The 26,979-nt window shown below is 71.1% G+C and carries 1 protein-coding gene (cut by a window edge); it reads left to right on the forward strand.

What is annotated here, in order from left to right:
* On the forward strand, positions 1-26,979 hold the 5' portion of the coding sequence (locus WH07_RS03545; RefSeq protein ID WP_052744223.1) for a type I polyketide synthase. 5,964 nt of this gene lie beyond the right edge of the window; the window shows 26,979 of its 32,943 coding nt (coding positions 1-26,979); it begins with the start codon at positions 1-3; the stop codon falls past the right edge of the window.

Raw genomic sequence — 26,979 nt, forward strand, 5'->3', positions numbered from 1 at the left:
ATGAGCACGTCCACCAACAAGTACGTCGAGGCGCTGCGGTCGTCACTGAAGGAGATCGAGCGGCTCCGTCAGCAGAACCAGCGGCTGGTGGCGGCCGCCGAGGAGCCCATCGCCGTCGTCGGGATCGGCTGCCGCTACCCCGGCGGTGTGACCTCCCCCGAGGACCTGTGGGAGCTGGTCACCGAGGGCCGCGACGTCATGGCGGACTTCCCCGCCGACCGGGGCTGGGACCTGGACCGCCTGGCCGGTGAAGGACCCGGCCACAGCCTCGCCCAGCAGGGCGGATTCCTCTACGACATGGCGGAGTTCGACCCCGGCTTCTTCGGTGTCTCACCGCGCGAGGCCGTCGCCATGGACCCCCAGCAGCGGCTGCTGCTGGAGGTCGCCTGGGAGGCGCTGGAGCGGGCCGGGCTCGACCCCGGCACCCTGCGCGGCAGCCGGGCGGGCGTCTTCGTCGGCACCGCCGGGCAGGACTACGGCACGGTCATCAGGGCGTCCGACGAGGACACCGAGCTGTACGCGATGACCGGGCACGCCGCCAGTGTGATCTCGGGCCGGCTCTCCTACACCCTCGGCGCCGAGGGGCCCGCCGTCACGGTCGACACGGCCTGCTCCTCCTCGCTGGTCGCCCTGCACTGGGCGGCCCAGGCCCTGCGCAACGGCGAGTGCACCATGGCGCTGGCCGGCGGCGCGTCCGTGATGGCCACCCCGGGCCCCTTCGTCTCCTTCACCGCACAGGGCGGCATGGCCGCCGACGGGCGCTGCAAGTCGTTCGCCGACACCGCCGACGGCACCGGCTGGGGCGAGGGCGCCGCCGTCCTCGTACTGGAACGGCTCTCCGACGCCCGCCGCGCCGGGCATCCGGTGCTGGCGGTCATGCGCGGCAGCGCGATCAACCAGGACGGCGCCTCCAACGGCCTGTCCGCGCCGCACGGCCCGTCCCAGCGCCGGGTCATCCGGGCCGCCCTGGAGAACGCCCGGCTGACGCCCGCCGACGTGGACATCGTCGAGGCGCACGGTACGGGCACGACCCTCGGCGACCCCATCGAGGCGCAGGCGCTGCTCGCCACCTACGGCCAGGACCGCGAACGCCCGCTGCGGCTGGGATCCCTCAAGTCGAACATCGGGCACACGCAGGCCGCTTCCGGCGCCGCCGGAGTGATCAAGATGATCATGGCGATGCGGCACGGGCTGATGCCGCGCACCCTGCACGCGGCCGAGCCGTCCGCCGACGTGGACTGGACGGCCGGCTCCGTGGAACTGCTGCGCGAGCCCCTCGCCTGGCCGGAGACCGGCCGGGCCCGGCGGGCCGCCGTCTCGTCCTTCGGTGTCAGCGGTACGAACGCGCACGTCATCCTGGAGCAGGCCCCGGCCGACGACGAACCGGAGAGCGCCGTCGGCGACGCGGGCTCCGTGGTGCCGGGGGTCATCCCCTGGACGCTCTCGGGCCGGACCGCCGCCGCCCTGGAGGCGCAGCGGGCACGGCTGCTGTCGTACATCGAGCGCAACCCCGGTGTGCGGCCCGTCGATGTGGGCTACTCCCTCGCCACGGGACGCTCGGCGTTCGAGCACCGGGCGGTGCTGTTCCCCCAGGGAAGCGATCACACCGCCGAGGTCACCGAGGAGGCCCAGCGCGTCACCGAGGCCGCCCGGGGCGTCGTCGACGAAGGGCTGCTCGCCGTCCTGTTCTCCGGCCAGGGCTCTCAGCGCCTCGGCATGGGCCGCGAACTCCACGCCCGCTTCCCGGTGTTCGCCGAAGCCCTGGACTCCGTACTGGCGCTGCTGGACGGCGGTCCCGAGCCGGAGCGCCCGCTGCGCGACATCATCTGGGGAACCGACGCCGCCGAACTCAACCGGACCCGCTGGACCCAGCCCGCGCTCTTCGCGATCGAGGTGGCCCTCTTCCGCCTCGTCGCCTCCCTCGGCATCACCCCCGACTTCGTCGGCGGGCACTCCATCGGCGAGATCGCCGCGGCCCATGTGGCGGGCGTGTTCCCGCTGGAGGACGCCTGCCGTCTGGTGACCGCGCGCGCCTCACTGATGCAGGACCTGCCGGCCGGCGGTGCCATGATCGCCGTCCAGGCCACCGAGGACGAGATCGTCCCGCTTCTCACCGGACAGGTGTCGGTCGCCGCGGTCAACGGCCCCCGGTCCACGGTGATCGCGGGCGACGAGAGCGCCGCACTGGAGATCGCCGCGCACTTCACGGAACTCGGCCGCAGGACCAGCCGCCTCCGCGTCTCGCACGCCTTCCACTCCCCGCTGATGCGGCCCATGCTGGCGGACTTCCGCACCGTGGCCGAGAGCCTCACGTACCACGAACCCCATATCCCGGTCGTCTCCCATCTCACCGGCCGGATCGCCGCCGTCGAGGAGCTGTGCTCGGCCGACTACTGGGTACGGCACGTCGCCGAGCCCGTGCGGTTCGCCGACGGCGTCCGCACCCTCAGCGGCCGGGGCGTCACCACCCTGCTGGAACTGGGCCCCGACGGAGTGCTCTCCGCCATGGCACAGGAATCGCTCCCGGACGGCGCGCTGACCGTACCGCTGCTCCGCAAGGACCGCCCCGAGGAAGCCGCCGCCGTCACCGCCCTCGCGCAGGCGCACGTCCGGGGCGCCACCGTACGTTGGGCCGCCCTGTACGAGGGCTGCGGCGCCCGGCGTGTGGACCTGCCCACCTACCCGTTCCAGAAACAGCGCTACTGGCCCGCCACCTCACTCAACAAGGCCGGTGACATGCGGGCCGCCGGGCTCGGCTCCGCCGGGCACCCGCTGCTCGGCGCGGCCGTCGAACTCGCCGACGGCGAAGGCGCTCTGTTCACCAGCAGACTGTCCGTCCAGACCCACCCCTGGCTCGCCGACCACGGAGTCGGGGGCCGGGTGCTCCTGCCGGGCACCGCCTTCGTCGAACTCGCCGTCCGCGCCGGGGACCAGGTCGACTGCGACCGTATCGACGAACTCACCCTCGCCGCGCCGCTGGCCCTGCCCGAGCACGGCGCCGTACAGCTCCAGGTCCGCGTCGGCGCCGCCGATGCCACCGGCCGCCGCCCGCTGGGCATCCACTCGCGCCCCGAGGACGGCCCCGACCTGCCCTGGGCGCAGCACGCGAGCGGCTTCCTCGCCCCCGGTGCCGGAGCGCCCGCCGCCGACTTCGACGCGACCGTATGGCCCCCGGCCGGTGCGGAACCCGTCGACCTGGACGGCTGCTACGAGCGGCTCGCCGGGCTCGGCTTCGACTACGGCCCGGTGTTCCAGGGCCTGCGGGCCGCCTGGCGGCTCGGCGACGAGGTGTACGCCGAGGTCGCCCTGCCCGACGGCGCGGGCCCCGACGCGAGCGCCTTCGGCCTGCACCCCGCGCTGCTCGACGCCGCCCAGCACGCCGCGGCCTACACCGACCTCGGCGCCATCAGCACAGGCGGACTGCCCTTCGCCTGGGAAGGCGTGTCACTGACCGCCTCCGGCGCCTCCTCGGTCCGCGCCCGGATCGCCCCGGCCGGCGACGACACCGTCTCCATCGCGGTGTACGACATGGCCGGCGGCCCGGTCCTCTCCGTGGACTCCCTCGTCTCCCGCCCGGTTCCCACCGAGCCGCGGCACGACAGCGGCGCCGTGCACCCGGACTCGCTGTTCCGCGTGGAGTGGACCGGGCTCAGGGGCGCGGCCCCCGCAGGATCCGGCGGTGCGGTGGCCGTGGTCGGCGCGGACCCCTTCGATGTCGCCGGTGCGCTGCGCGCCGGTGGCACGACCGTGACGGTCCACCCCGGCCTGGCGTCGCTCGCCGCGGCGGACGGCCCGGTGCCGGAAGTGGTCCTGATGGCCGTCTCCGGCGTGCCGGAGGACGACCGTACCGCCGCGGCACCGGTCGTCGAGGCCACCCACAGACTCGGCGCCCTTGTCCTCGGCCATGTCCAGCAGTGGCTGGACGACGACCGGTTCGCCGGCTCCCGCCTGGTCTTCGTGACCCGCGGCGCCGTCGGCGGCGCGGACCTGGCCGCCGCCTCCGTGCACGGACTCGTACGGACGGCCCGCACCGAGAACCCGGGGCGCTTCGGCCTCCTGGACCTGGACCCCGGCACGGCCTCACTCCCCCCGGAGGCCGTGCCGGCCGCCGTCGTGTCCGCCGTGGCGGCCGCCCCCGACGAGCCGGACCTCGTGGTCCGCGACGGCACCCCGCTCGCCGCCCGGCTGGCCCGCGTCCCCGCACCCGCCGAACGCGTCGCGTGGAACGCCGACGGTACGGTGCTGATCACCGGCGGCACCGGCGGTCTGGGCGGCGCCCTCGCCCGGCACCTGGTCGCCGAACGCGGCGTACGGCACCTCCTGCTCGTCAGCCGCAGCGGCCTCGCCGCCGAGGGAGCTGGCGCGCTGGCCGCCGAACTGATCGGCCTGGGCGCCGAGGTGAGCGTCGCCCCCTGCGATGTCAGCGACCGCAGCGCACTCGCCGAACTCCTGACGACCGTGCCGGCCGCCCATCCGCTGACCGCCGTCATCCACACCGCGGGTGTGGTCGATGACGGTGTGATCGGCTCGCTGACCCCGGAACGGCTGTCCGGTGTGCTGCGGCCCAAGACCGACGCCGCCTGGCATCTGCACGAGCTGACCCGCGAACCGGACCTCGCCGCCTTCGTCCTGTTCTCGTCCGTCGCCGCCACCCTCGGCAGCCCCGGCCAGGCCAACTACGCGGCGGGCAACGCCTTCCTCGACGCCCTGGCCCGGCACCGGCGGGCGGCGGGACTGCCCGGACTGGCCCTCGCCTGGGGACCGTGGACCCAGAGCGTCGGAATGACCAGCACACTCACCGACATCGACGTCGAGCGCATCGCACGCTCCGGAATGCCCCCGCTCTCCCTCACCCAGGGCATGGCCCTCTTCGACGCCGCGCTCGCCACCGGCGAGGCCGCTCTCGCACCCGTACGGCTCGACCTCCCGGTCCTGCGTGCCAAGGGCGACATCCCGCCGCTGCTGCGCGGCCTGATGCGAGCACCTGCCCGTCGCGCCGCCGCCCCGGCCGCCGTCTCCGAGACGGCCGGGGGCCTGGCCCAGCGCCTCGCGGGACTCAACGCGGCCGAACGCCGCGAGCTGCTGCTCGAACTCGTACGCGGCCAGATCGCCCGCGTCCTGGGGCACACCGACCCGGCGGCGGTCGAGGCCTCGCGCCAGTTCCAGGACCTCGGCTTCGACTCCCTCACCGCCGTCGAACTGCGCAACGGCCTCAACACCGTCACCGGCCTGCGCCTCCCCGCCACCATGGTCTTCGACCACCCGACCCCGAGCGCGCTCGCCGAGCATATGCGCGACGAACTCCTCGGCGAGGAAGCGGATTTGGGGACGGACCTGAGGACCGGCGCGGCGGTGGCCCCGGTCGCCGCCCTGCCCCCGGCGGGCGACGATCCCGTCGTGATCGTCGGCATGGCCTGCCGCTACCCGGGCGGGGTGACCTCCCCCGAGGACCTGTGGCGCCTGGTCACCGAGGGCACGGACGCCATCTCCCCGTTCCCGGTCAACCGGGGCTGGGACATCGAAGGACTGTACGACGCGGACCCCGACCGCCCCGGCAGGACCTATGTCCGCGACGGCGGATTCCTGCACACCGCGGGCGAGTTCGACCCCGGCTTCTTCGGGATGTCACCGCGCGAGGCGATGGCGACGGACTCGCAGCAGCGGCTTCTGCTGGAGACGTCGTGGGAGGCGATCGAGCGGGCGGGCATCGACCCGCTCTCGCTGCGCGACAGCCGCACCGGTGTGTTCGCCGGTGTGATGTACAACGACTACGGTCCCATGCTCACGGGCGAGGAGTACGAAGCCTTCCGTGGCAACGGCAGCGCACCGAGCATCGCCTCGGGCCGGGTCTCGTACACACTGGGCCTCGAAGGCCCGGCCGTGACCGTCGACACCGCCTGCTCCTCCTCCCTGGTCGGTATGCACCTCGCCGCGCAGGCGCTGCGCGGCGGCGAATGCTCGCTGGCGCTGGCCGGCGGTGTGACGGTCATGTCCACCCCGAGCACCTTCGTGGAGTTCTCGCGGCAGCGCGGTCTCGCGCCCGACGGCCGCTCCAAGGCGTTCTCCGAGTCGGCCGACGGCGTGGGCTGGTCGGAGGGCGTGGGCGTGGTGGTGCTGGAGCGTCTGTCGGACGCCCGGCGCAACGGGCACCAGGTGCTGGCCTTACTGCGTGGGTCGGCGGTGAACCAGGACGGCGCTTCGAATGGTCTGACGGCTCCGAACGGTCCTTCGCAGCAGCGGGTGATCCGGCAGGCGTTGGCCAGCGGCGGTCTGTCCGCCGCCGATGTGGACGTGGTCGAGGCGCATGGCACGGGTACGACGCTGGGTGACCCGATCGAGGCGCAGGCCCTGCTTGCCACGTACGGACGCGACCGGGATCCGGAGCGTCCGCTGCTGCTGGGGTCGGTGAAGTCCAATATCGGGCACACGCAGGCGGCTGCCGGTGTGGCCGGTGTGATCAAGATGGTGCTGGCGATGCGGCATGGAGTGCTGCCGCGGACGCTGCATGTGACCGAGCCGTCGTCGCATGTGGACTGGTCGGCGGGCGCGGTGGAACTGCTGACCGAGCAGACCCGGTGGCCGGAGGTCGACCGCGCACGACGTGCGGCGGTGTCGTCGTTCGGAATCAGCGGTACGAACGCGCACGTCATCCTGGAGCAGCCGTCGGCCGGGGCCGCGGAGCCGGAGGTCTCTTCGGAGGCGTCGGCCGGTGTGGCTGAGCCCGCTGTGGTGCCGTGGGTGCTGTCGGGGAAGTCGCCGGAGGCGCTGCGGGACCAGGCGGCGCGGCTGATGTCACTGGTCGAGTCGCGGCCGTCCGGGCTGCGTCCGGTGGATGTCGGTTTCTCGCTGGCGACGGGCCGGTCGGCGTTCGACCACCGCGCGGTGGTCCTGACGGGCGGCGGAACCGCGAGTGCGGTGGATGCCCTGAGCGCGCTGGTGTCCGGTGAGCCGGATCCGTTGGCGGTGTCGGGTGCGGTTGTCGTCGGTAAGTCGGCGGTGTTGTTCTCGGGTCAGGGTTCGCAGCGGCTGGGTATGGGCCGTGAGCTGTACGGGCGGTTCCCGGTGTTCGCGGAGGCGCTGGATTCCGTACTGGCGCTGCTGGATGAGCAGTTGGGTGGTTCGCTGCGGGAGGTGATCTGGGGTGAGGACGCGGACCGTCTGAATGAGACGGGGGTTACTCAGCCGGCGCTTTTCTCGATCGAGGTGGCGCTGTTCCGGTTGGTCGAGTCGTGGGGTGTGCGGCCCGATTTTGTGGCCGGTCATTCGATCGGTGAGATCGCGGCGGCTCATGTGGCGGGGGTGTTTTCGCTGGAGGACGCCTGCCGTCTGGTGGTGGCGCGGGGCTCGCTGATGCAGGCGCTGCCGGCCGGTGGTGCGATGGTGGCGGTCCAGGCGAAGGAGGACGAGGTCACCCCGTACCTGTCCGACCAGGTCTCCGTCGCGGCCGTCAACGGCCCGTCCTCGGTGGTGTTGTCCGGCGCTGAGAGCGCGGTCGTGGAGGCTGCGGCAGCGCTGGAGGCCCTGGGTCGCAAGACGAGCCGTCTGCGGGTTTCGCACGCTTTCCATTCGCCGCTGATGGATCCGATGCTGGATGACTTCCGGGCGGTGGCCGAGGGCCTGGCCTTTGAGGCGCCTCGTATTCCGGTGATCTCGAATGTGAGCGGTGCTCTCGCTTCCGCCGATGAGCTGTGCTCGCCCGAGTACTGGGTACGGCATGTCCGCGAAGCCGTCCGGTTCGCGGACGGTGTGCGGGCGCTGGGGGAGCGGGGCGTACGGACGTTCCTGGAACTGGGCCCCGACGGCGTGCTGTCCGCGATGGCTCAGGAGTCGGTGCCCGACGGCTCGGCGACCGTACCGGTACTCCGCAAGGACCGCCCGGAGGAGAACGCGGCGCTCACGGCCCTCGCTCAACTCCATGTGCGCGGCACGGCCATTGAATGGCCGGTGGTCTTCTTCCAGGGCACGGACGCCCGGCGGGTGGACCTTCCCACGTACGCCTTCCAGCACCGCTGGTTCTGGCCGTCCGGGCAACTCGGCGGTACGGGCGACATGCGCGCGGCCGGCCTCGGCTCCGCCGGGCACCCGCTGCTGGGCGCCGCTGTTGAACTGGCCGAGGGCGAAGGGGTGTTGTTCACCGGCCGGCTCTCGGTCGGTACCCACCCCTGGCTTGTCGATCACACCGTCATGGGCCGGGTGCTGCTGCCCGGGACCGGGCTGCTGGAGCTGGCGTTCCGGGCGGGTGACGAGGTGGGCTGTGACCGGATCGAGGAGCTGACCCTTGCCGCGCCGCTGGTCCTGCCCGAGCAGGGCGCGGTGCGGGTGCAGGTGCGTGTCGGAGTCGCCGACGACACCGGCCGCCGCCCGATCGCCGTCCACTCCCGCCCCAACGGGGCCGACGAACGGCCCTGGACCCAGCATGCGACAGGTGTGCTGACCGTCGGCGCCCAGGAGCCCGTCACCGGCTTCGACGCCACCCAGTGGCCGCCAACAGGTGCCGAAACACTGACGGTTGACGGCTGCTACGAGCACTTCGCGGAGATCGGCTTCTCGTACGGTCCGGTGTTCCAGGGGCTGCGGGCCGCCTGGCGCCTTGATGGTGAGATCTTCGCGGAGGTGAGTCTCCCCGAGGGCACTGAGCCGGGTGCGTTCGGTCTGCACCCCGCCCTGCTCGACTCCGCCCTCCACGCCTCCCTCCTCGCGAGCCAGGACGGACAAGGCGGCGGGCTGCCCTTCTCCTGGGAAGGCGTCTCGCTGCACGCGACCGGCGCCTCGGCCCTGCGCGTACGGATCGCCCCCGCCGACGGCAAGGATGCCGTATCGATCGCCGTCGCCGACACGGCCGGTGCGCCCGTCGCCTCGGTCGACGCACTCCTCGTACGGGCCGTGTCGGGCGAACAGCTCAGCGGCGCCGCCGAGTCGGCACGCGACGCGCTGTTCGCACTGGAGTGGGTACCGGTTCCCGAGGCCGCCCGGCCCGGGGCGGACCGGCTCGCACTGGTCGGCCCCGACATCATCGGGCTGGCCGGAGGCCTGGACGGCACGGGCATCGAGGTCGAGGCATACCCCGATCTGGCGTCGCTGGCGGCGGACGAGTCCCCGATGCCCGGCACCGTACTGGTCGGCATCGACGGCACGCACAACACCGAGGCGGCACAGTCGGCCCACACCCTGACCGCCGAAGCCCTGGCACTGGTCCAGGAGTGGCTGTCCGGGGAGCGGTTCGCCGGCTCCCGGCTGGTGTTCGTGACACGGGGAGCGGTGGCGGCCGGCGACGAGCAGGTCACCGACGTGGCCGCCGCCGCGGTCTGGGGCCTGGTCCGCTCAGCCCAGACGGAGAACCCCGGCTGCTTCGGCCTGCTCGACCTCGGTTTCGAGGACGACGGCCTCGCCCGGCTCGCGGACTCGCTTGCTACGGACGAACCGCAGGTGGCCGTCCGCGACGGAGGACTCCGGGCCGGCCGCCTCGCGCGCCTCGACTCCGGTACGGGACTGGTCCCGCCGGCCGGAGTGCCCTGGCGGCTCGACAGCCGGGAGAAGGGCAGTCTGGACGGCCTGGCCCTGGAGCCCTTCCCCGAGGTGCTCGATCCGCTGACCGGCCACGAGGTACGGGTGGAGGTCCGTGCGGCCGGAGTGAACTTCCGCGATGTCCTCAAGGCGCTCGACATGTATCCCGGCGACGCCGGGCGCATGGGGCGCGAGGCCTCCGGGGTGGTCGTCGAGGTCGGCCCCGAGGTGACCGGGCTGCGCCCGGGAGACCGGGTCACCGGACTGGTCTCGGGCGGTTTCGGCTCACTGGTGGTGGGCGACGCGCGGCTTCTCGCCCCGCTGCCCGAGGAGTGGTCGTGGGAGACGGCGGCCTCGATGCCGCTGGTGTTCCTGACGGCCTATCACGCCCTTGTCGAACTGGCGGGCTTGAGCCGGGGCGAGCGGGTACTGATCCACGCCGGTGCCGGTGGTGTGGGTATGGCGGCCGTGCAACTGGCCCAGCACCTGGGCGCCGAGGTGTTCGCGACGGCGAGCGAGGGCAAGTGGGACGTCCTGCGCGGGCTGGGCGTGACGGACGACCACATCGCGTCGTCCCGTACCACCGACTTCGAAGCGGCCTTCTCCCGGGTCACCGACGGTGAGGGAGTCGATGTCGTTCTGAACTCGCTGGCCGGTGAGTTCGTAGACGCGTCGCTGCGGCTGATGAGCCCCGGCGGGCGGTTCCTGGAGATGGGCAAGACGGACATCCGCGAGGCAGACGGCCTGCCCGAAGGCGTGGACTACCAGGCCTTCGACCTCGGCTGGGTGGAGCCCGAGGGCATTCAGCGGATGCTTGTCTCCCTGATTGGTCTGTTCGGCCGGGGTGTGCTGGAGCCGCTGCCGGTGCGGTCGTGGGATGTGCGGCGGGCGCGGGACGCGTTTCGTTTCATGAGTATGGCCAGGCATGTGGGCAAGATCGTGCTGACGATGCCGCGGGTGTGGGATCCGGAGGGTACGGTCCTGATCACCGGCGGCACCGGAGGCCTGGGGGGTCTGCTGGCCCGGCATCTGGTCCAGGAGCGGGGTGTCCGGCGTCTGCTGCTGACCAGCCGTCGTGGCCCGGCTGCCGAGGGTGCTGAGGAACTGGCTTCTGGGTTGCGGGAGTTGGGGGCTGATGTCTCGATCGCGGCGTGTGATGTGGCGGATCGTGAGGCGCTGGCCGGACTGTTGGCGTCGGTGCCTGCTGAGTATCCGCTGACGGCTGTGGTGCATACGGCGGGTGTACTGGACGACGGTGTGGTCGGTTCGTTGACGCCCGAGCGGCTCGCTTCCGTACTCCGTCCCAAGGTCGACGCAGCCTGGCACCTTCATGAACTGACCCGGGATCTCGACCTGGCCGGGTTTGTGGTGTTCTCATCGGTCGCAGGCACGTTCGGCGGCCCCGGGCAGGCCAACTATGCGGCGGGCAACGCCTTCCTGGATGCCCTGGCCGCCCGGCGACAGGCCGAGGGCCTGCCGGGTCTCTCGCTCGCCTGGGGGCCCTGGGGCCAGGGCGCGGGCATGACCAGCGGGCTCGACGAGCGCGATGTGCGCAGGGCCGCCGAGTCGGGCATGCCGCTGCTCTCGGTGGAGCAGGGCCTGGCCTTGTTCGACGCGGCACTCGCGACCGGCGACGCCGCTGTCGTACCCGTACGGCTCGACCTGCCCGTCCTGCGGGCCAAGGGCTCCGTACCCGCAGTCCTGCGCGGGCTGGTCCGCACGGGCACCCGGCGGGCCGTGGCGACCGGCACCGGAGCGGCCGGAGCGGGCGCGGACGGCGGTCTGGCCGAGCGCCTCAGGCGGCTGGAGCGCGCCGAACGGCACACCGCACTGCTCACTCTGGTCCGTGACCAGGCGGCCATGGTGCTGGGCCATGCGAGCGGCGACGGGGTCGACCCGGCGCGTGCTTTCCGCGATCTCGGCTTCGACTCCCTTACCGCAGTCGAACTGCGCAACCGGCTCAACAGCGCGACCGGGCTGCGGCTGCCCGCCACCATGGTCTTCGACTACCCGACGATCGTGGCCCTGGCCGATCACCTCCTCGAAGAACTCCTCGGCCCGGACACCGACTTGGCTGCCACCGTTCCCGAACTCTCCCCGGCCCTGCTCGACGACGACCCGGTTGTGGTGGTCGGTATGGCCTGCCGCTTCCCCGGCGGCATCGGTTCGCCGGAGGATCTGTGGCGCGTGGTGTCGGAGGGTGCGGATGTGGTGTCGGACTTCCCGGTGAACCGTGGCTGGGACGTGGAGGCGCTCTACGATCCGGATCCGGAGCACAGCGGTACGTCGTACACCCGCCGGGGCGGATTCCTGCACGACGCGGGGGAGTTCGATCCCGCGTTCTTCGGGATGAGTCCACGCGAGGCGATGGCCACGGACTCGCAGCAGCGGTTGCTGCTGGAGACCTCGTGGGAGGCCATCGAACAGGCCGGAATCGACCCGCTCTCACTGCGCGACAGTCAGACCGGTGTCTTCGCCGGTGTGATGTACAGCGGCTACAACACCACTTTGAACGGCAAGGAGTTCGAGGGTTTCCAGGGCCAGGGCAGCGCACTGAGTGTGGCCTCGGGCCGTGTCTCGTACACCTTCGGCTTTGAAGGCCCCGCGATGACGGTGGACACGGCGTGCTCGTCGTCGCTCGTCGCGATGCATCTCGCGGCCCAGGCGCTACGGAGCGGCGAATGCTCGCTCGCGCTGGCCGGCGGTGTCACCGTCATGTCCGTCCCGGACACCTTTGTGGAGTTCTCGCGGCAGCGCGGTCTCGCCCCCGACGGCCGCTCCAAGCCCTTCTCCGAGTCGGCCGACGGCGTCGGCTGGTCCGAGGGCATCGGCATGCTCCTCCTGGAACGCATGTCGGACGCGCGCCGTAACGGTCACGAGATTCTGGCTGTCGTGCGGGGCAGTGCGGTCAACCAGGACGGCGCGTCGAATGGTTTGACGGCGCCAAATGGTCCTTCGCAGCAGCGGGTGATCCGGCAGGCGCTGGCCAGTGGTGGGTTGTCGGCCGATGACGTGGACGCGGTGGAGGCGCACGGTACGGGTACGACATTGGGCGACCCGATCGAGGCGCAAGCACTGCTTGCCACATACGGACGGGACCGCGACCCGGAGCGTCCGCTGCTGCTCGGCTCGGTGAAGTCCAACCTCGGCCACACCCAGGCCGCCGCCGGCGCCGCGGGCGTGATCAAGATGGTCATGGCGATGCGGCACGGCACCTTCCCGCGCACACTCAATGTCACCGAACCCTCCTCCCACGTCGACTGGTCGGCGGGCGCGGTGGAACTGGTCACCGAGCCGACCGCGTGGCCGGAGACCGACCGGGCGCGGCGGGCCGGTGTGTCGTCCTTCGGTATCAGCGGGACGAACGCCCACGTCATCCTTGAGCAGCCGCCCACCGTGATCGGCGAGACGGTGGCCGAAGGCGCCGAAGCGCCGATGGCCGAGCCCGCTGTGGTGCCATGGGTACTCTCGGGCAAGACTCCCGAGGCGCTGCGCGGCCAGGCCGCCCGTCTCCTCTCGTATCTCCAGGCCCGGCCCGGACTGCGGCCGGTGGACATCGGTTTCTCGCTGGCCACGGGCCGGTCGAGGTTCGAGCACCGCGCGGTGGTGTCGGCCGGTGAACCCACGGACACGGTACGGGCGTTGGCGGCGCTCGCGGTGGGCGAGCCGGATCCGCTGGCGGTGTCGGGCTCGGTCGTCGGCGGGAAGACGGCGTTCCTGTTCACCGGCCAGGGGTCGCAGCGGCTGGGCATGGGCCGCGAGTTGTACGGGCGGTTCCCGGCGTTCGCGGAGGCGCTTGACTCCGTACTCGCCGTACTGGACAGGGAGTTGCGGCTCCCGCTACGGGAGGTGATCTGGGGCGAGGACGCCGAGACGCTGAACGACACCGGCTTCACCCAGCCCGCGTTGTTCGCGATCGAGGTGGCGCTGTTCCGGCTGGTGGAGTCGTGGGGCATGATTCCGGACTTTGTGGCGGGTCATTCGATCGGTGAGATCGCCGCCGCCCACGTGGCCGGAGTGTTCTCGCTGGAGGACGCCTGTGCGCTGGTGGTGGCGAGGGCCTCGCTGATGCGGGCACTCCCGGACGGCGGCGCGATGGTCGCGGTCCAGGCCACCGAGGACGAGGTCACGCCGTATCTGTCCGACCGCGTCTCGATCGCGGCTGTCAACGGCCCGTCCTCGGTGGTCATCTCCGGCGACGAGGACGTTGTGCAGGAGGTCGCGGCGCGTCTGGAGCAGCAGGGCCGAAAGACCAGCCGGCTACGGGTCTCGCACGCCTTCCACTCGCCTCTGATGGATCCGATGCTGGACGACTTCCGCGCGGTGGCCGAGGGCCTGGCCTTCGCCGAGCCGACCATCCCGGTGATCTCGAATGTGAGCGGTGCTCTCGCATCGGCCGGGGAGCTGCGCTCGCCCGAGTACTGGGTACGGCATGTCCGCGAAGCGGTCCGGTTCGCGGACGGCGTTCGTACCCTCGCCGATCAAGGCGTCACCGTACTGCTGGAGTTGGGCCCCGACGGAGTCCTCTCCGCGATGGCCCGTGAGTCGTTGCCCGACGGTGCGATCACTGTGCCGGTACTCCGTAAGAACCGTTCCGAGGAACTGTCGGCCGTCACGGCACTCGCTCAGCTCCATGTGAGCGGTACCGCCGTCGACTGGCACCGGTACTTCGCCGGGACCGGCGCCTCCCGCGTGGAACTGCCCACCTACGCCTTCGAACACCAGCCGTTCTGGCCGGACGGAGCACGCGGCACCGCCGACGCGGCCGCGGTCGGACTGATGTCCGCGGGGCACCCGCTGCTCAACGGGGTGGTCGAACTGGCCGAGGACGAAGGCGTGTTGTTCACCGGCCGCCTCTCCGTACGATCGCACCCCTGGCTGGCCGACCACGCGGTCATGGGCCGGATCCTGCTGCCCGGGACCGCCCTGCTGGAACTGGCGATCCGCGCCGGTGACGAGGTCGGCAGCGACCGCGTCGAAGAGCTGACGCTCGCCGCCCCGCTGGTGCTGCCGGAGCGCGGCGCCACACAGACACAGGTACGTGTCGGTGTCGCCGACGAGCGCGGCCGGCGTACGGTCACCATCCACTCGCGGCCCGAAGGCGCGGCCGAGGAACCCTGGACCCAGCACGCCACGGGCGTACTGGCCGTCGACCCGCACACCGCCGCCACCGACTTCGATGCCACGGTCTGGCCACCGGCGGGTGCAGAACCCGTCGATCTGGACGGTTTCTACGAAGCCCGAGCCGAGCACGGTTTCGCGTACGGTCCGGTCTTCCAGGGCTTGCGCGCCGTCTGGCGGCTCGACGGCGACGTCTTCGCCGAACTGAGCCTGCCCGAAGGTGACGTGGGCGACGCGGACGCGTTCGGACTGCACCCCGCGCTGCTGGACGCGGGCCTCCACGCGGCCTGGTTCATCGACGCGCCCGCCGAAGGGGCGGAGCGGCAGGGCGGCCGTATCCCCTTCTCGTGGAGCGGAGTGTCCCTGCGGGCTTCGGGGGCGTCGTCCGTACGGGTCAGGCTGTCCCGTACCGGCGATGGCGCGGTGTCCATCGCCGTCGCCGACACCACGGGCGCGCCGGTCGCGTCGGTGGAGTCGCTGGCGATGCGGGCACTGTCCACCGACACGCTCGACGACTCCGCGGCCCTGACACGGGACGCGCTGTTCCGGCTGGACTGGACACCGGTCGCGGCTCCGACGTCCGGTGCGGTTGCGGGACCGGGCCGTACGGTGGTGGTGACCGGCCCGGACACCCTGGGGCTGACCGGTGCCCTGACCGACGCCCTGGTCGGCGCGTCGGCCGAAGTGCTGCCCGACTCCCCGCATGACTCGGCCGCCTCCCCGCATGACGCGGCCGCCGATGTGGTGCTGATCCCGGTGGCGGGAGCGCCCGACACCGACACCGCCGACTCCGCGCACGCCCTCACCCACCAGGTCCTGGCGCGGATCCAGGAGCGCCTGACCGAGGAGCGCTTCACCGGTTCCCGCTTTGTCTTCGTCACACGCGGCGCCGTGGGCGGGCACGATCCGGCGGCGGCCACAGCCAGGGGCCTCGTACGGTCAGCGCAGTCGGAGAACCCTGGCTGCTTCGGCCTGATCGATCTCGACCCACGCGTCGATCCCGGTGTCGACCCCGCCGTCGTTCCCGGCCTCGCACGCGATGAGACGGCGGATCTTCCGCTGTGGGCACTGGACCTGGACGAACCACAACTGCTCGTACGAGGCGGCGAGGTCCGCGCCGGACGCCTGGTGCGCAGGCCGGCCGCCGACCGCGACGCGCGCCCCGCCTGGGACACCGATGGCGGCACTGTACTGATCACCGGTGGTACGGGCGGTCTGGGCGCCCTGCTGGCACGTCACCTGGTGGCGGAACACAACGTACGACGGCTCCTGCTGGTCAGCAGGCGGGGCCCGGCCGCCGAGGGCGCCGCGGAACTCGTCGCAGAGCTGGAGTCGCAAGGCGTCGACGCCACCGCGGAAGCCTGCGATGTGACGGACCGCGACGCACTCGCGGAACTGCTCGACCGGCACCGGATCTCCGCCGTCGTACACGCGGCTGGCGTCCTGGACGACGGTCTGGCCGGCTCGCTCACCCCGGAGCGGCTGGACCATGTGCTGCGGCCCAAGGTCGACGCGGCCTGGCACCTGCACGAACTGACCCGGGAACTCGACCTCACCGCGTTCGTCGTCTTCTCCTCGGCGGCGGCCATGTTCGGCAGCCCGGGGCAAGGCAACTACGCGGCCGGCAACGCCTTCCTGGACGCGCTCATCGAGCGGCGCCGGGCCGAGGGGCTGCCAGGAGTCTCGCTGGCCTGGGGCCCATGGGACCAGTCCGGCGGTATGACCGGCACACTGACGGACGCCGACACCGACCGGATGGCCCGCTCGGGCGTGCCGCCGCTGCCGGTGGCCCAGGGCCTCGCGGTGTTCGAAGCGGCACTGGCCACCGGGGACGCCGTACTGGCGCCGGTACGACTGGACCTGCCGGCACTTCGCGCACAGGGCGAAGTCCCGCCGTTGCTGCGGGCGTTGATCCGTACCCGTTCCCGGCGGGCGGCGGTGGCCGCGTCGGCCGCGGCGACAGGACTGGTGGAACGACTGACCGGCCTCACCGGTGTCGAGCGTCAAGAGGTGCTGCTGGATCTTGTACGCGGGCAGGTCGCCCTCGTCCTGGGCCACGCCGACGCGGCGGCCGTCCATCCGGGGCGCGCCTTCCGCGAGCTGGGCTTCGACTCGCTCACAGCAGTGGAACTGCGGAATCGGCTCAGCACTGTCACCGGGCTCCGGCTGCCCGCCACAATGGCCTTCGACTACCCGACCGTCCAGACACTCGTCGACCATCTTCTCGATGAACTGCTCGGCTCCGCAGCCGAGTTGGCGGCACCCGTCGCCGTACGGCCGGCCGCGGTGGCCGACGATCCGATCGTGGTCGTCGGGATGAGCTGCCGGTATCCCGGCGGTGTGACCTCGCCCGAGGACCTGTGGCAGCTTGTCACGGAGGGCGGGGACGCCATCTCGGGCTTCCCGACCAACCGTGGCTGGGACGTCGACGGACTGTTCCACCCGGACCCCGACCACTTGGGCACCTCCTACACCCGCGAAGGCGGATTCCTGCACCAGGCGGGCGAATTCGACCCGGACTTCTTCGGAATGTCACCGCGCGAGGCGCTCGCCACGGACTCACAGCAGCGGTTGCTCCTGGAAGCGTCCTGGGAGGCCGTCGAGCGGGCCGGGATCGACCCGGTCTCGCTGCGGGGCACGGCGACCGGTGTGTTCGCCGGTGTGATGTACAGCGACTACACCGCGGTCCTGGCGAGCCCCGAGTTCGAGGGCTTCCAGGGCGGAGGCAGCACCAGCCTGGCGTCGGGCCGGGTGTCGTACACCTTGGGTCTTGAGGGTCCGGCGGTGACGGTGGATACGGCGTGTTCGTCGTCGCTTGTGGCGATGCACTGGGCGATGCAGGCGCTGCGGAGTGGTGAGTGCTCGTTGGCGCTGGCCGGCGGTGTGACGGTCATGTCGACACCGACGGTCTTCGTGGACTTCTCCCGCCAGCGGGGCCTGGCCCCCGACGGGCGGTGCAAGGCGTTCTCGGATGCGGCTGATGGTGTGGGCTGGTCGGAGGGTGTGGGCATGCTGGTGCTTGAGCGTCTTTCGGACGCTCGGCGCAATGGGCACCAGGTGCTGGCTGTGGTGCGGGGCAGTGCGGTGAATCAGGATGGCGCTTCGAATGGTCTGACGGCGCCGAATGGTCCTTCGCAGCAGCGGGTGATCCGGCAGGCGCTGGCCAGTGGCGGGTTGTCGGCCGATGACGTCGATGTCGTGGAGGCGCATGGCACGGGTACGACGTTGGGTGACCCGATCGAGGCGCAGGCGTTGCTTGCGACGTATGGTCGCGACCGTGACCCCGAGCGTCCGCTGCTGCTGGGGTCGGTCAAGTCCAACATCGGGCACACCCAGGCCGCGGCCGGTGTCGCGGGCGTCATCAAGATGGTCATGGCGATGCGCCATGGACTGCTGCCGCAGTCGCTCCACGCCGATGTGCCGTCCTCGCATGTCGACTGGTCGGAGGGCGCGGTGGAGCTGCTGTCCGAGCAGACCGCCTGGCCGCAGGTCGACCGGGCACGACGAGCGGCGGTGTCGTCCTTCGGTATCAGCGGTACGAACGCGCATGTGATCTTGGAGCAACCGGCGGCTGTGGCTGAGCCTGTGACCTCTTCCGGGGAATCGGTTGATGCGGGTGTGGTGCCGTGGGTGTTGTCGGGTAAGTCGTCGGAGGCGTTGCGGGATCAGGCGGTGCGGTTGCTGGCTCTGGTGGAGGAGGCCGGGCCTCGGTCGCTGGATCTTGGTTTCTCGTTGGCGACGGGCCGGTCGGTGTTCGATCAGCGTGCGGTGGTGCTGGCGGGTGATCGGACGGATGCGGTACGGGCCCTGTCGGCGCTGGCGTCCGGTGAGCCGGATCCGCTGGCGGTGTCGGGTGCGGTTGTCGTCGGTAAGTCGGCGGTCTTGTTCTCGGGGCAGGGTTCGCAGCGGCTCGGCATGGGGCGTGAGCTGTACGGGCGGTTCCCGGTGTTCGCGGAGGCGCTGGACTCCGTACTGGCGCTGCTGGATGGCGAGTTGGGTGGTTCGCTGCGGGAAGTGATCTGGGGTGAGGACGCGGACCGTCTGAATGAGACCGGCTTTACTCAGCCGGCGCTCTTCGCCATCGAGGTGGCTTTGTTCCGGTTGGTGGAGTCGTGGGGTGTGCGGCCTGATTTTGTGGCCGGGCATTCGATTGGTGAGATCGCGGCGGCTCATGTGGCGGGTGTGTTTTCGCTGGAGGATGCGTGCCGTCTGGTGGTGGCGCGGGCGTCGCTGATGCAGGCGCTGCCGGCCGGTGGTGCGATGGTGGCGGTGCGGGCGACGGAGGACGAGGTTACCCCGTACCTGTCCGACCAGGTCTCGATCGCTGCGGTCAACGGTCCGACCTCGGTGGTGTTGTCCGGCGCTGAGAGCGCGGTCGTGGAGGCTGCGGCAGCGCTGGAGGCCCTGGGCCGCAAGACCAGTCGGCTGCGGGTCTCACACGCCTTCCATTCGCCTCTGATGGATCCGATGCTCGATAGCTTCCGGGCGGTGGCCGAGGGTCTGGCCTTCCGGCCGCCGTCCATTCCGGTGATCTCGAATGTGAGCGGTGCTCTCGCTTCCGCCTATGAGCTGTGCTCTCCCGAGTACTGGGTACGCCATGTCCGCGAAGCCGTCCGCTTCGCCGATGGAGTACGGGCCTTGGAGGCCGCGGGCGTACGGACGTATCTGGAGCTCGGGCCCGACGGAGTGCTCTCCGCCCTGGCGCGCGAGTCCGCCGGGGACGACGCGGTCATGGTGCCTGTCCTCCGCAAGGACCGGCCGGAGGAACTGACCGCCCTCACCGCCTGGGCGTCCCTCCATGTGCGGGGCGTACCCCTGGACCGGGCCGCGGTGTTCGCCGGTACCGGTGCCCGGCGGGTGGATCTGCCGACGTACGCCTTCCAGCACCGGTGGTTCTGGCCGGTGGGCGCGCTCGGCGGCGGTACGGGAGATATGCGGGCCGCGGGCCTTGGTCCGGCCGGGCATCCGCTCCTTGGAGCCGCTGTCGAACTGGCCGAGGGCGAAGGGGTGTTGTTCACCGGCCGGCTGTCGGTGCAGTCGCATCCCTGGCTGGCCGACCACGCGGTGATGGGCCGGGTGCTGCTGCCTGGGACCGGGCTGCTGGAGCTGGCGTTCCGGGCGGGTGACGAGGTGGGCTGTGACCGGGTCGAGGAGCTGACCCTTGCCGCGCCGCTGGTTCTGCCCGAGCAGGGCGCGGTGCGGGTGCAGGTGCGTGTCGGAGTCGCCGACGGAACCGGCCGCCGCGCGATGGTGGTCCATTCCCGCCCGGACGGAGCCGACGAGCGGCCGTGGACACAGCATGCCGCGGGTGTGCTGCTGACCGCCGGTGTTCGCACCGGGTCCACCGACTTCGATGCCACGGTGTGGCCGCCGACGAACGCCGAAGCCCTGGATGTCGAGGGTTGCTACGAGCGATTCGTGGAGGCCGGGTTCTCGTACGGTCCGGTGTTCCAGGGGCTGCGGGCCGCCTGGCGCCGTGATGGTGAGATCTTCGCGGAGGTGAGTCTCCCCGAGGGCACCGAGCCGGGTGCGTTCGGTCTGCACCCCGCCCTGCTCGACTCCGCCCTGCACGCCTCCCTCCTCGCGAGCCAGGACGGACAAGGCGGCGGGCTGCCGTTCTCCTGGGAAGGCGTCTCGCTGTACGCCACCGGCGCTTCGACGCTGCGCGTACGGATCGCCCCGGCCGGCAACGAAGCGCTCTCGCTCGCTGTCGCCGACACGGCCGGTGCCCCGGTCGCCGCTGTCGACTCGCTCCTTGTACGGGCCGTGTCGGGCGAGCAGTTGAGCGGCGCCGCCGCGCAAGTCCAGGACGCGCTGTTCGGGGTCGGCTGGGTGCCGGTCGCGCTGCCGTCCGAAGCGCTTTCCGGCACGGTCGCACTGGTCGGGCCGGATGTCGTCGGACTGGCCGAGGGACTAGAACGTACGGGCACCGAGGTCACCCGGCACACCGATCTGGCCTCGCTCGCGGCAGGGGATTCCCCGGTGCCGGGCGCCGTGCTGGTGGGCATGGCCAGCGTGTACGGAGCCGAAGTCGTCCAGTCGGTCCATGCGTTGACCACGCGCACCCTGGCCCTGGTGCAGGAATGGCTCGCCGAGGACCGGTTCGCCGGCTCCCGGCTGGTGTTCGTCACCACGGGCGCGGTCGCGGGCGGCGGCGAGGAGGTCACCGATGTGGCCGCGGCCTCCGTCTGGGGCCTGGTGCGCTCCGCGCAGACGGAGAACCCGGGCAGCTTCGGACTGATCGACCTGGACTCCGACGAATCGTCAGTCCCTCTGCTGCCAAGGGCACTTGGTGTTGAAGAGCCACAACTTCTCGTCCGCGACGCGAGCATCCGCGCCGGGCGCCTCACCCGGATGACCGTGACCGAGCCCACCATGGAAGGCCTCGCTTGGGACCCCGAGGGCACGGTACTGATCACGGGCGGTACGGGCGGTCTCGGTGGTGTGCTGGCCCGGCATCTGGTCCAGGAGCGGGGTGTCCGGCGTCTGCTGCTGACCAGCCGTCGTGGCCCGGCCGCCGAGGGTGCTGAGGAACTGGCCTCTGGGCTGCAAGAGTTGGGGGCTGATGTCTCGATCGCGGCGTGTGATGTGGCGGATCGTGAGGCGCTGGCCGGACTGTTGGCGTCGGTGCCTGCTGAGCATCCGCTGACGGCTGTCGTACATACGGCGGGTGTGCTGGACGACGGTGTGGTCGGCTCGTTGACGCCGGAGCGGCTGGTGCGGGTGCTGCGGCCGAAGGCGGACGCGGCCTGGAATCTGCATGAGCTGACCCGGGATCTTGATCTGGCCGGGTTTGTGGTGTTCTCCTCGGTCGCCGGTACGTTCGGTGGTGCGGGGCAGTCGAATTACGCGGCGGGCAATGCCTTCCTGGATGCCCTGGCCGCCCGTCGGCGGGCCGAGGGCCTGCCCGGGTTGTCGCTCGCCTGGGGTCCCTGGGGCCAGGGCGCGGGCATGACCAGCACCCTCGACGAGCGTGATGTACGGCGGGCCGCGGACGCGGGCATGCCGCTGCTGCCGGTGGAGCAGGGCCTGGCTTTGTTCGACGCGGCGCTCGCTACCGGTGAGGCCGCTGTCGTACCCGTACGGCTCGACCTGCCCGTCCTGCGGGCCCTGGGCACCGTACCGGCGCTCCTGCGCGGGCTGATCCGGACACCGTCGCGCCGTGCGGCGACGGCCGGTTCGGGTGCGGACGGCGGTCTGGTACGGCGGCTGGGCCGGCTGGAGACGGCAGACCAGAAGGAAGTGGTGCTGGATCTCGTACGGGCCCAGGCGGCCTTGGTACTGGGGCATGCCGGCGGTGCCGACATCGACTCGGGCCGGGCGTTCCGCGACCTCGGCTTCGACTCCCTCACAGCAGTGGAACTGCGCAACCGGCTCAACACCGCGACCGGCCTGCGGCTGCCCGCCACGATGGTGTTCGACTACCCGACACTGTCGGCGCTCGCGGACCATCTCCTCGATGAACTGCTCGGCACCGAGGCCGAGGTGGCGATCCCGGTGTCCTCACTGCCGCCGATGGGCGACGACCCTGTTGTGGTGGTCGGTATGGCCTGCCGGTTCCCGGGTGGTGTGGCGTCGCCGGAGGATCTGTGGCGTGTGGTGTCGGAGGGTGCGGATGTGGTGTCGGACTTCCCGGTGAACCGTGGCTGGGATGTGGAGGCGCTCTACGATCCGGATCCGGAGCACAGCGGTACGTCGTACACGCGTCGGGGCGGGTTCCTGCATGATGCGGGGGAGTTCGATCCGGCGTTCTTCGGGATGAGTCCGCGGGAGGCGATGGCGACGGACTCGCAGCAGCGGTTGTTGCTGGAGACGTCGTGGGAGGCGATCGAGCGGGCGGGCATTGACCCGGTGTCGTTGCGCGACAGCCAGACCGGTGTCTTCGCCGGTGTGATGTACAACGACTACGGGACGACGCTCAACGGCGAGGAATTCGAAGGGTTCCAGGGCCAGGGCAGCGCGGGCAGTGTCGCCTCGGGCCGGGTGTCGTACACCTTGGGTCTTGAGGGTCCGGCGGTGACGGTGGATACGGCGTGTTCGTCGTCGTTGGTGGCGATGCACTGGGCGATGCAGGCGCTGCGGAGTGGTGAGTGCTCGTTGGCGCTGGCCGGTGGTGTGACGGTGATGTCGACTCCGGGCACGTTTGTGGAGTTCTCGCGGCAGCGCGGTCTCGCGCCTGACGGGCGGTGCAAGGCGTTCTCGGATGCGGCTGATGGTGTGGGCTGGTCGGAGGGTGTGGGCATGCTGGTGCTTGAGCGTCTTTCGGACGCTCGGCGCAATGGGCACCAGGTGCTGGCGGTGGTGCGTGGGTCGGCGGTGAATCAGGATGGTGCGTCGAATGGTTTGACGGCGCCGAATGGTCCTTCGCAGCAGCGGGTGATCCGGCAGGCGTTGGCCAGCGGTGGGTTGGCGGCCGATGACGTCGATGTGGTGGAGGCGCATGGTACGGGTACGACGTTGGGTGATCCGATCGAGGCGCAGGCTCTGCTTGCGACGTATGGCCGTGAGCGGGATCCGGAGCGTCCGCTGCTGCTGGGGTCGGTGAAGTCCAATATCGGGCACACGCAGGCGGCTGCCGGTGTGGCCGGTGTGATCAAGATGGTGCTGGCGATGCGCTACGGCGTGCTGCCGCAGACGCTCCACGTCGACGCTCCTTCGTCACATGTGGACTGGTCGGAAGGCGCGGTCGAACTGCTCACCGAGCAGACCGCCTGGCCGGAGGCGGGGCGTGCGCGGCGAGCTGGTGTGTCGTCGTTCGGTATCAGTGGTACGAACGCGCACGTCATCCTGGAGCAGCCAACGAGTGTGAGCGAACCGGAGACCTCTTCGGAGGTACTGGCCGAGCCTGCGGTGGTGCCGTGGGTGTTGTCGGGTAAGTCGTCGGAGGCGTTGCGGGATCAGGCGGTGCGGTTGCTGGCTCTGGTGGAGGAGGCCGGGTCCCGGTCGCTGGATCTTGGTTTTTCGTTGGCGACGGGTCGGTCGCTGTTCGATCAGCGTGCGGTGGTGCTGGCGGGTGATCGGGCGGATGCGGTACGGGCGTTGTCGGCGCTGGTGTCCGGTGAGCCGGATCCGTTGGCGGTGTCGGGTGCGGTGCTCGGTGGTAAGTCGGCGGTGTTGTTCTCGGGGCAGGGTTCGCAGCGGCTCGGTATGGGCCGGGAGTTGTACGAGCGGTTCCGCGTCTTCGCCGAGGCATTTGACTCTGTACTGGCGCTGCTGGATGGCGAGTTGGGTGGTTCGCTGCGGGGTGTGATCTGGGGTGAGGACGCGGACCGTCTGAATGAGACCGCCTTCACTCAGCCCGCGTTGTTCGCGGTGGAGGTGGCGCTGTTCCGGTTGGTGGAGTCGTGGGGTGTGCGGCCTGATTTTGTGGCCGGGCATTCGATTGGCGAGATCGCGGCGGCTCATGTGGCGGGTGTGTTTTCGCTGGAGGATGCGTGCCGTCTGGTGGTGGCGCGGGGCTCGCTGATGCAGGCGCTGCCGGCCGGTGGTGCGATGGTCGCGGTCCAGGCAACGGAGGACGAGGTCACCCCGTATCTGTCCGAGCGGGTCTCGATTGCTGCGGTCAACGGTCCGACTTCGGTGGTGTTGTCCGGCGCTGAGAGCGCGGTATTGGAGGCTGCGGCAGCGCTGGAGGCCCTGGGTCGCAAGACGAGCCGGCTGCGGGTTTCGCACGCCTTCCATTCGCCGCTGATGGATCCGATGCTGGATGACTTCCGGGACGTTGCCGAGGGTCTGGCCTTCCGTCCGCCGTCGATGCCGGTGATCTCGAATGTGAGCGGTGCTCTCGCTTCCGCCGATGAGCTGTGCTCGCCCGAGTACTGGGTACGCCACGTTCGCGAAGCCGTACGCTTCGCAGATGGCATCGGCGCGTTGACCGGCCAAGGCGTAACGAAGTTCGTGGAGTTGGGCCCGGACGGGGTGCTCTCCGCCATGGCCCAGGAGTCCGTGCCGGACGGGGCGGTCACCGTACCGGTTCTGCGCAAGGACCGGCCGGAGGAGCTGGCCGCCGTCACCGCGCTGGCACAGATGCATACGCGGGGTGTGGTGGTCGACTGGGCCCGGTTCTTCGCCGGAACAGGCGCCCGACGCGTGGATCTGCCGACGTACGCCTTCCAGCACCAGTGGTTCTGGCCGGCCGGTCAGTCCGGCGGTGGCGTCGGTGCGGGTGATGTGCGTGCGGCCGGCCTCGGCTCCGCCGGGCATCCCCTGCTCGGTGCCGCGGTCGAACTGGCCGAGGGCGAGGGCATGCTCTTCACCGGCCGGCTCTCGGTCGGTACCCACCCCTGGCTCGTCGATCACACCGTCATGGGCCGGATCCTGCTGCCGGGAACCGCCCTGCTGGAGCTGGCCTTCCGGGCCGGCGACGAGGTCGGCTGCGACCGCGTCGACGAGCTGACCCTCGCGGCCCCGCTCGTCCTGCCCGAGCGCGGAGCCGTCCAGACGCAGGTACGGGTCGGAGTCGCCGATGACACCGGTCGGCGTACCGTCACCATTCACTCACGCCCCGAAGGCGCCACGGATGTCCCATGGACCCAGCACGCCACCGGCGTACTGACGGCCGACCCCCGGGCCCAGGCGTCTGCTGGGTTCGATGCCGCGCAATGGCCGCCGACGAACGCCGAAGCCCTGGATGTCGAGGGTTGCTACGAGCGATTCGCGGAGATCGGGTTCTCGTACGGTCCGGTGTTCCAGGGGCTGCGGGCCGCCTGGCGCCGTGATGGTGAGATCTTCGCCGAGGTGAGCCTCCCCGAAGGCACTGAGCCGGGTGCGTTCGGTCTGCATCCCGCTCTGCTCGACTCCGCCCTCCACGCCTCCCTCCTCGCGGGGGAGAGCACGGAGAACAGCGGCGGCGGACTGCCCTTCTCCTGGCAAGGCGTCTCGCTGTATGCCACAGGTGCCTCGGCGCTCCGTGTACGCATTGCGCCAGCCGGCAATGAGGCACTCTCGATCAGCGTCGCAGACACAACCGGTGCACCGGTCGCCACGGTCGACTCGCTCCTCGTACGAGCCATGTCGGGCGACGGACTCGGTGACACCGGAGCTGCCGCCGCCGCGAACTCCCTGTTCCGGCTCACCTGGACCGCGGTGCCCGCCGTCGGCGCGGATGCCCTGCCCTCGGTCGCTGTTCTCGGCACCGACGCACTGGGCCTCGCCGCAGGGCTGGCGCGGCAGGACGCTCCCGTCGGGCCGGCCGAGACAGTCGGGACATTCGCCGACCTCGCCGCTCTCGCAGCGGGGGAGGGCCCGATGCCGGACACTGTCCTGGTGGGCATGACGGCTGAGCCTGATGGGCAAGTGGCGGAATCCGCCCACACGTTGACCGCGCAAGCGCTCGCGCTGATCCACGGATGGCTCGCCGAAGAGCGGTTCAGCGACTCCCGGCTGGTGTTTGTGACGCGTGGCGCGATCGCGGGCGGAGGCCAGGAGGTCACCGATGTGGCCGCCGCCTCGGTCTGGGGCCTGGTGCGCTCCGCCCAGACCGAACACCCGTGCAGCTTCGGTCTGTTGGACATCGGCTCCGACGAGGCGTCGCTCACCGCCCTGCCGCAGGCACTCGCACTCGGCACGGCTGAGTCCCAACTCCTCATCCGCGAAGGCAAGTTCCTCGCCGGTCGACTGACCCGTACAACCAGCACCAGTACCAGTACCAGCACCGACACCGGCTCCGGCACAGGACATCTCTGGGACGCCCACGGTACGGTCCTGATCACCGGCGGTACGGGCGGCCTCGGCGCGGTATTCGCCCGGCATCTCGTGACCCAGCGGGGAGTACGGCATCTCCTGCTGGCGAGCCGGCGGGGCGCCGAGGCACCCGGCGCGTCCGAACTGGTCGCCGAACTCACCGCGTACGGCGCCGAGATCACCCTGTTCGCCTGCGATCTCGCCGACCGGTCCGCGACTTCGGACCTGCTTGCTTCTGTGCCGTCCGAGCATCCGCTGACGGCCGTCGTGCACACGGCGGGCGTGCTGGACGACGGGACGATCGGTTTGCTGACCCCGGAGAGGCTGGACACCGTACTGCGCCCGAAGGCGGACGCGGCCTGGCATCTGCACGAACTGACCAAGGACCTCGACCTCACCGCCTTTGTCGTCTTCTCCTCCGTGGCCGGTCTGCTCGGAGGGGCGGGCCAGGCCAACTACGCCGCCGCGAACGCCTTCCTGGACGCACTGGCCGCGCACCGCAGGGCCGAGGGGCTGCCGGGGCTGTCACTCGCCTGGGGCCCCTGGGACCAGACGGGAGGCATGACCGGCAGCGTCACCGAGGCCGATATGCGGCGCATGGCCCGCTCGGGTATGCCGCCGCTCTCCATCGACCAGGGCGTGGCGCTCTTCGACACCGCGCTCGCCGGCGAC

Source organism: Streptomyces odonnellii (genome assembly GCF_000981895.1).
GTDB lineage: Bacteria > Actinomycetota > Actinomycetes > Streptomycetales > Streptomycetaceae > Streptomyces > Streptomyces odonnellii.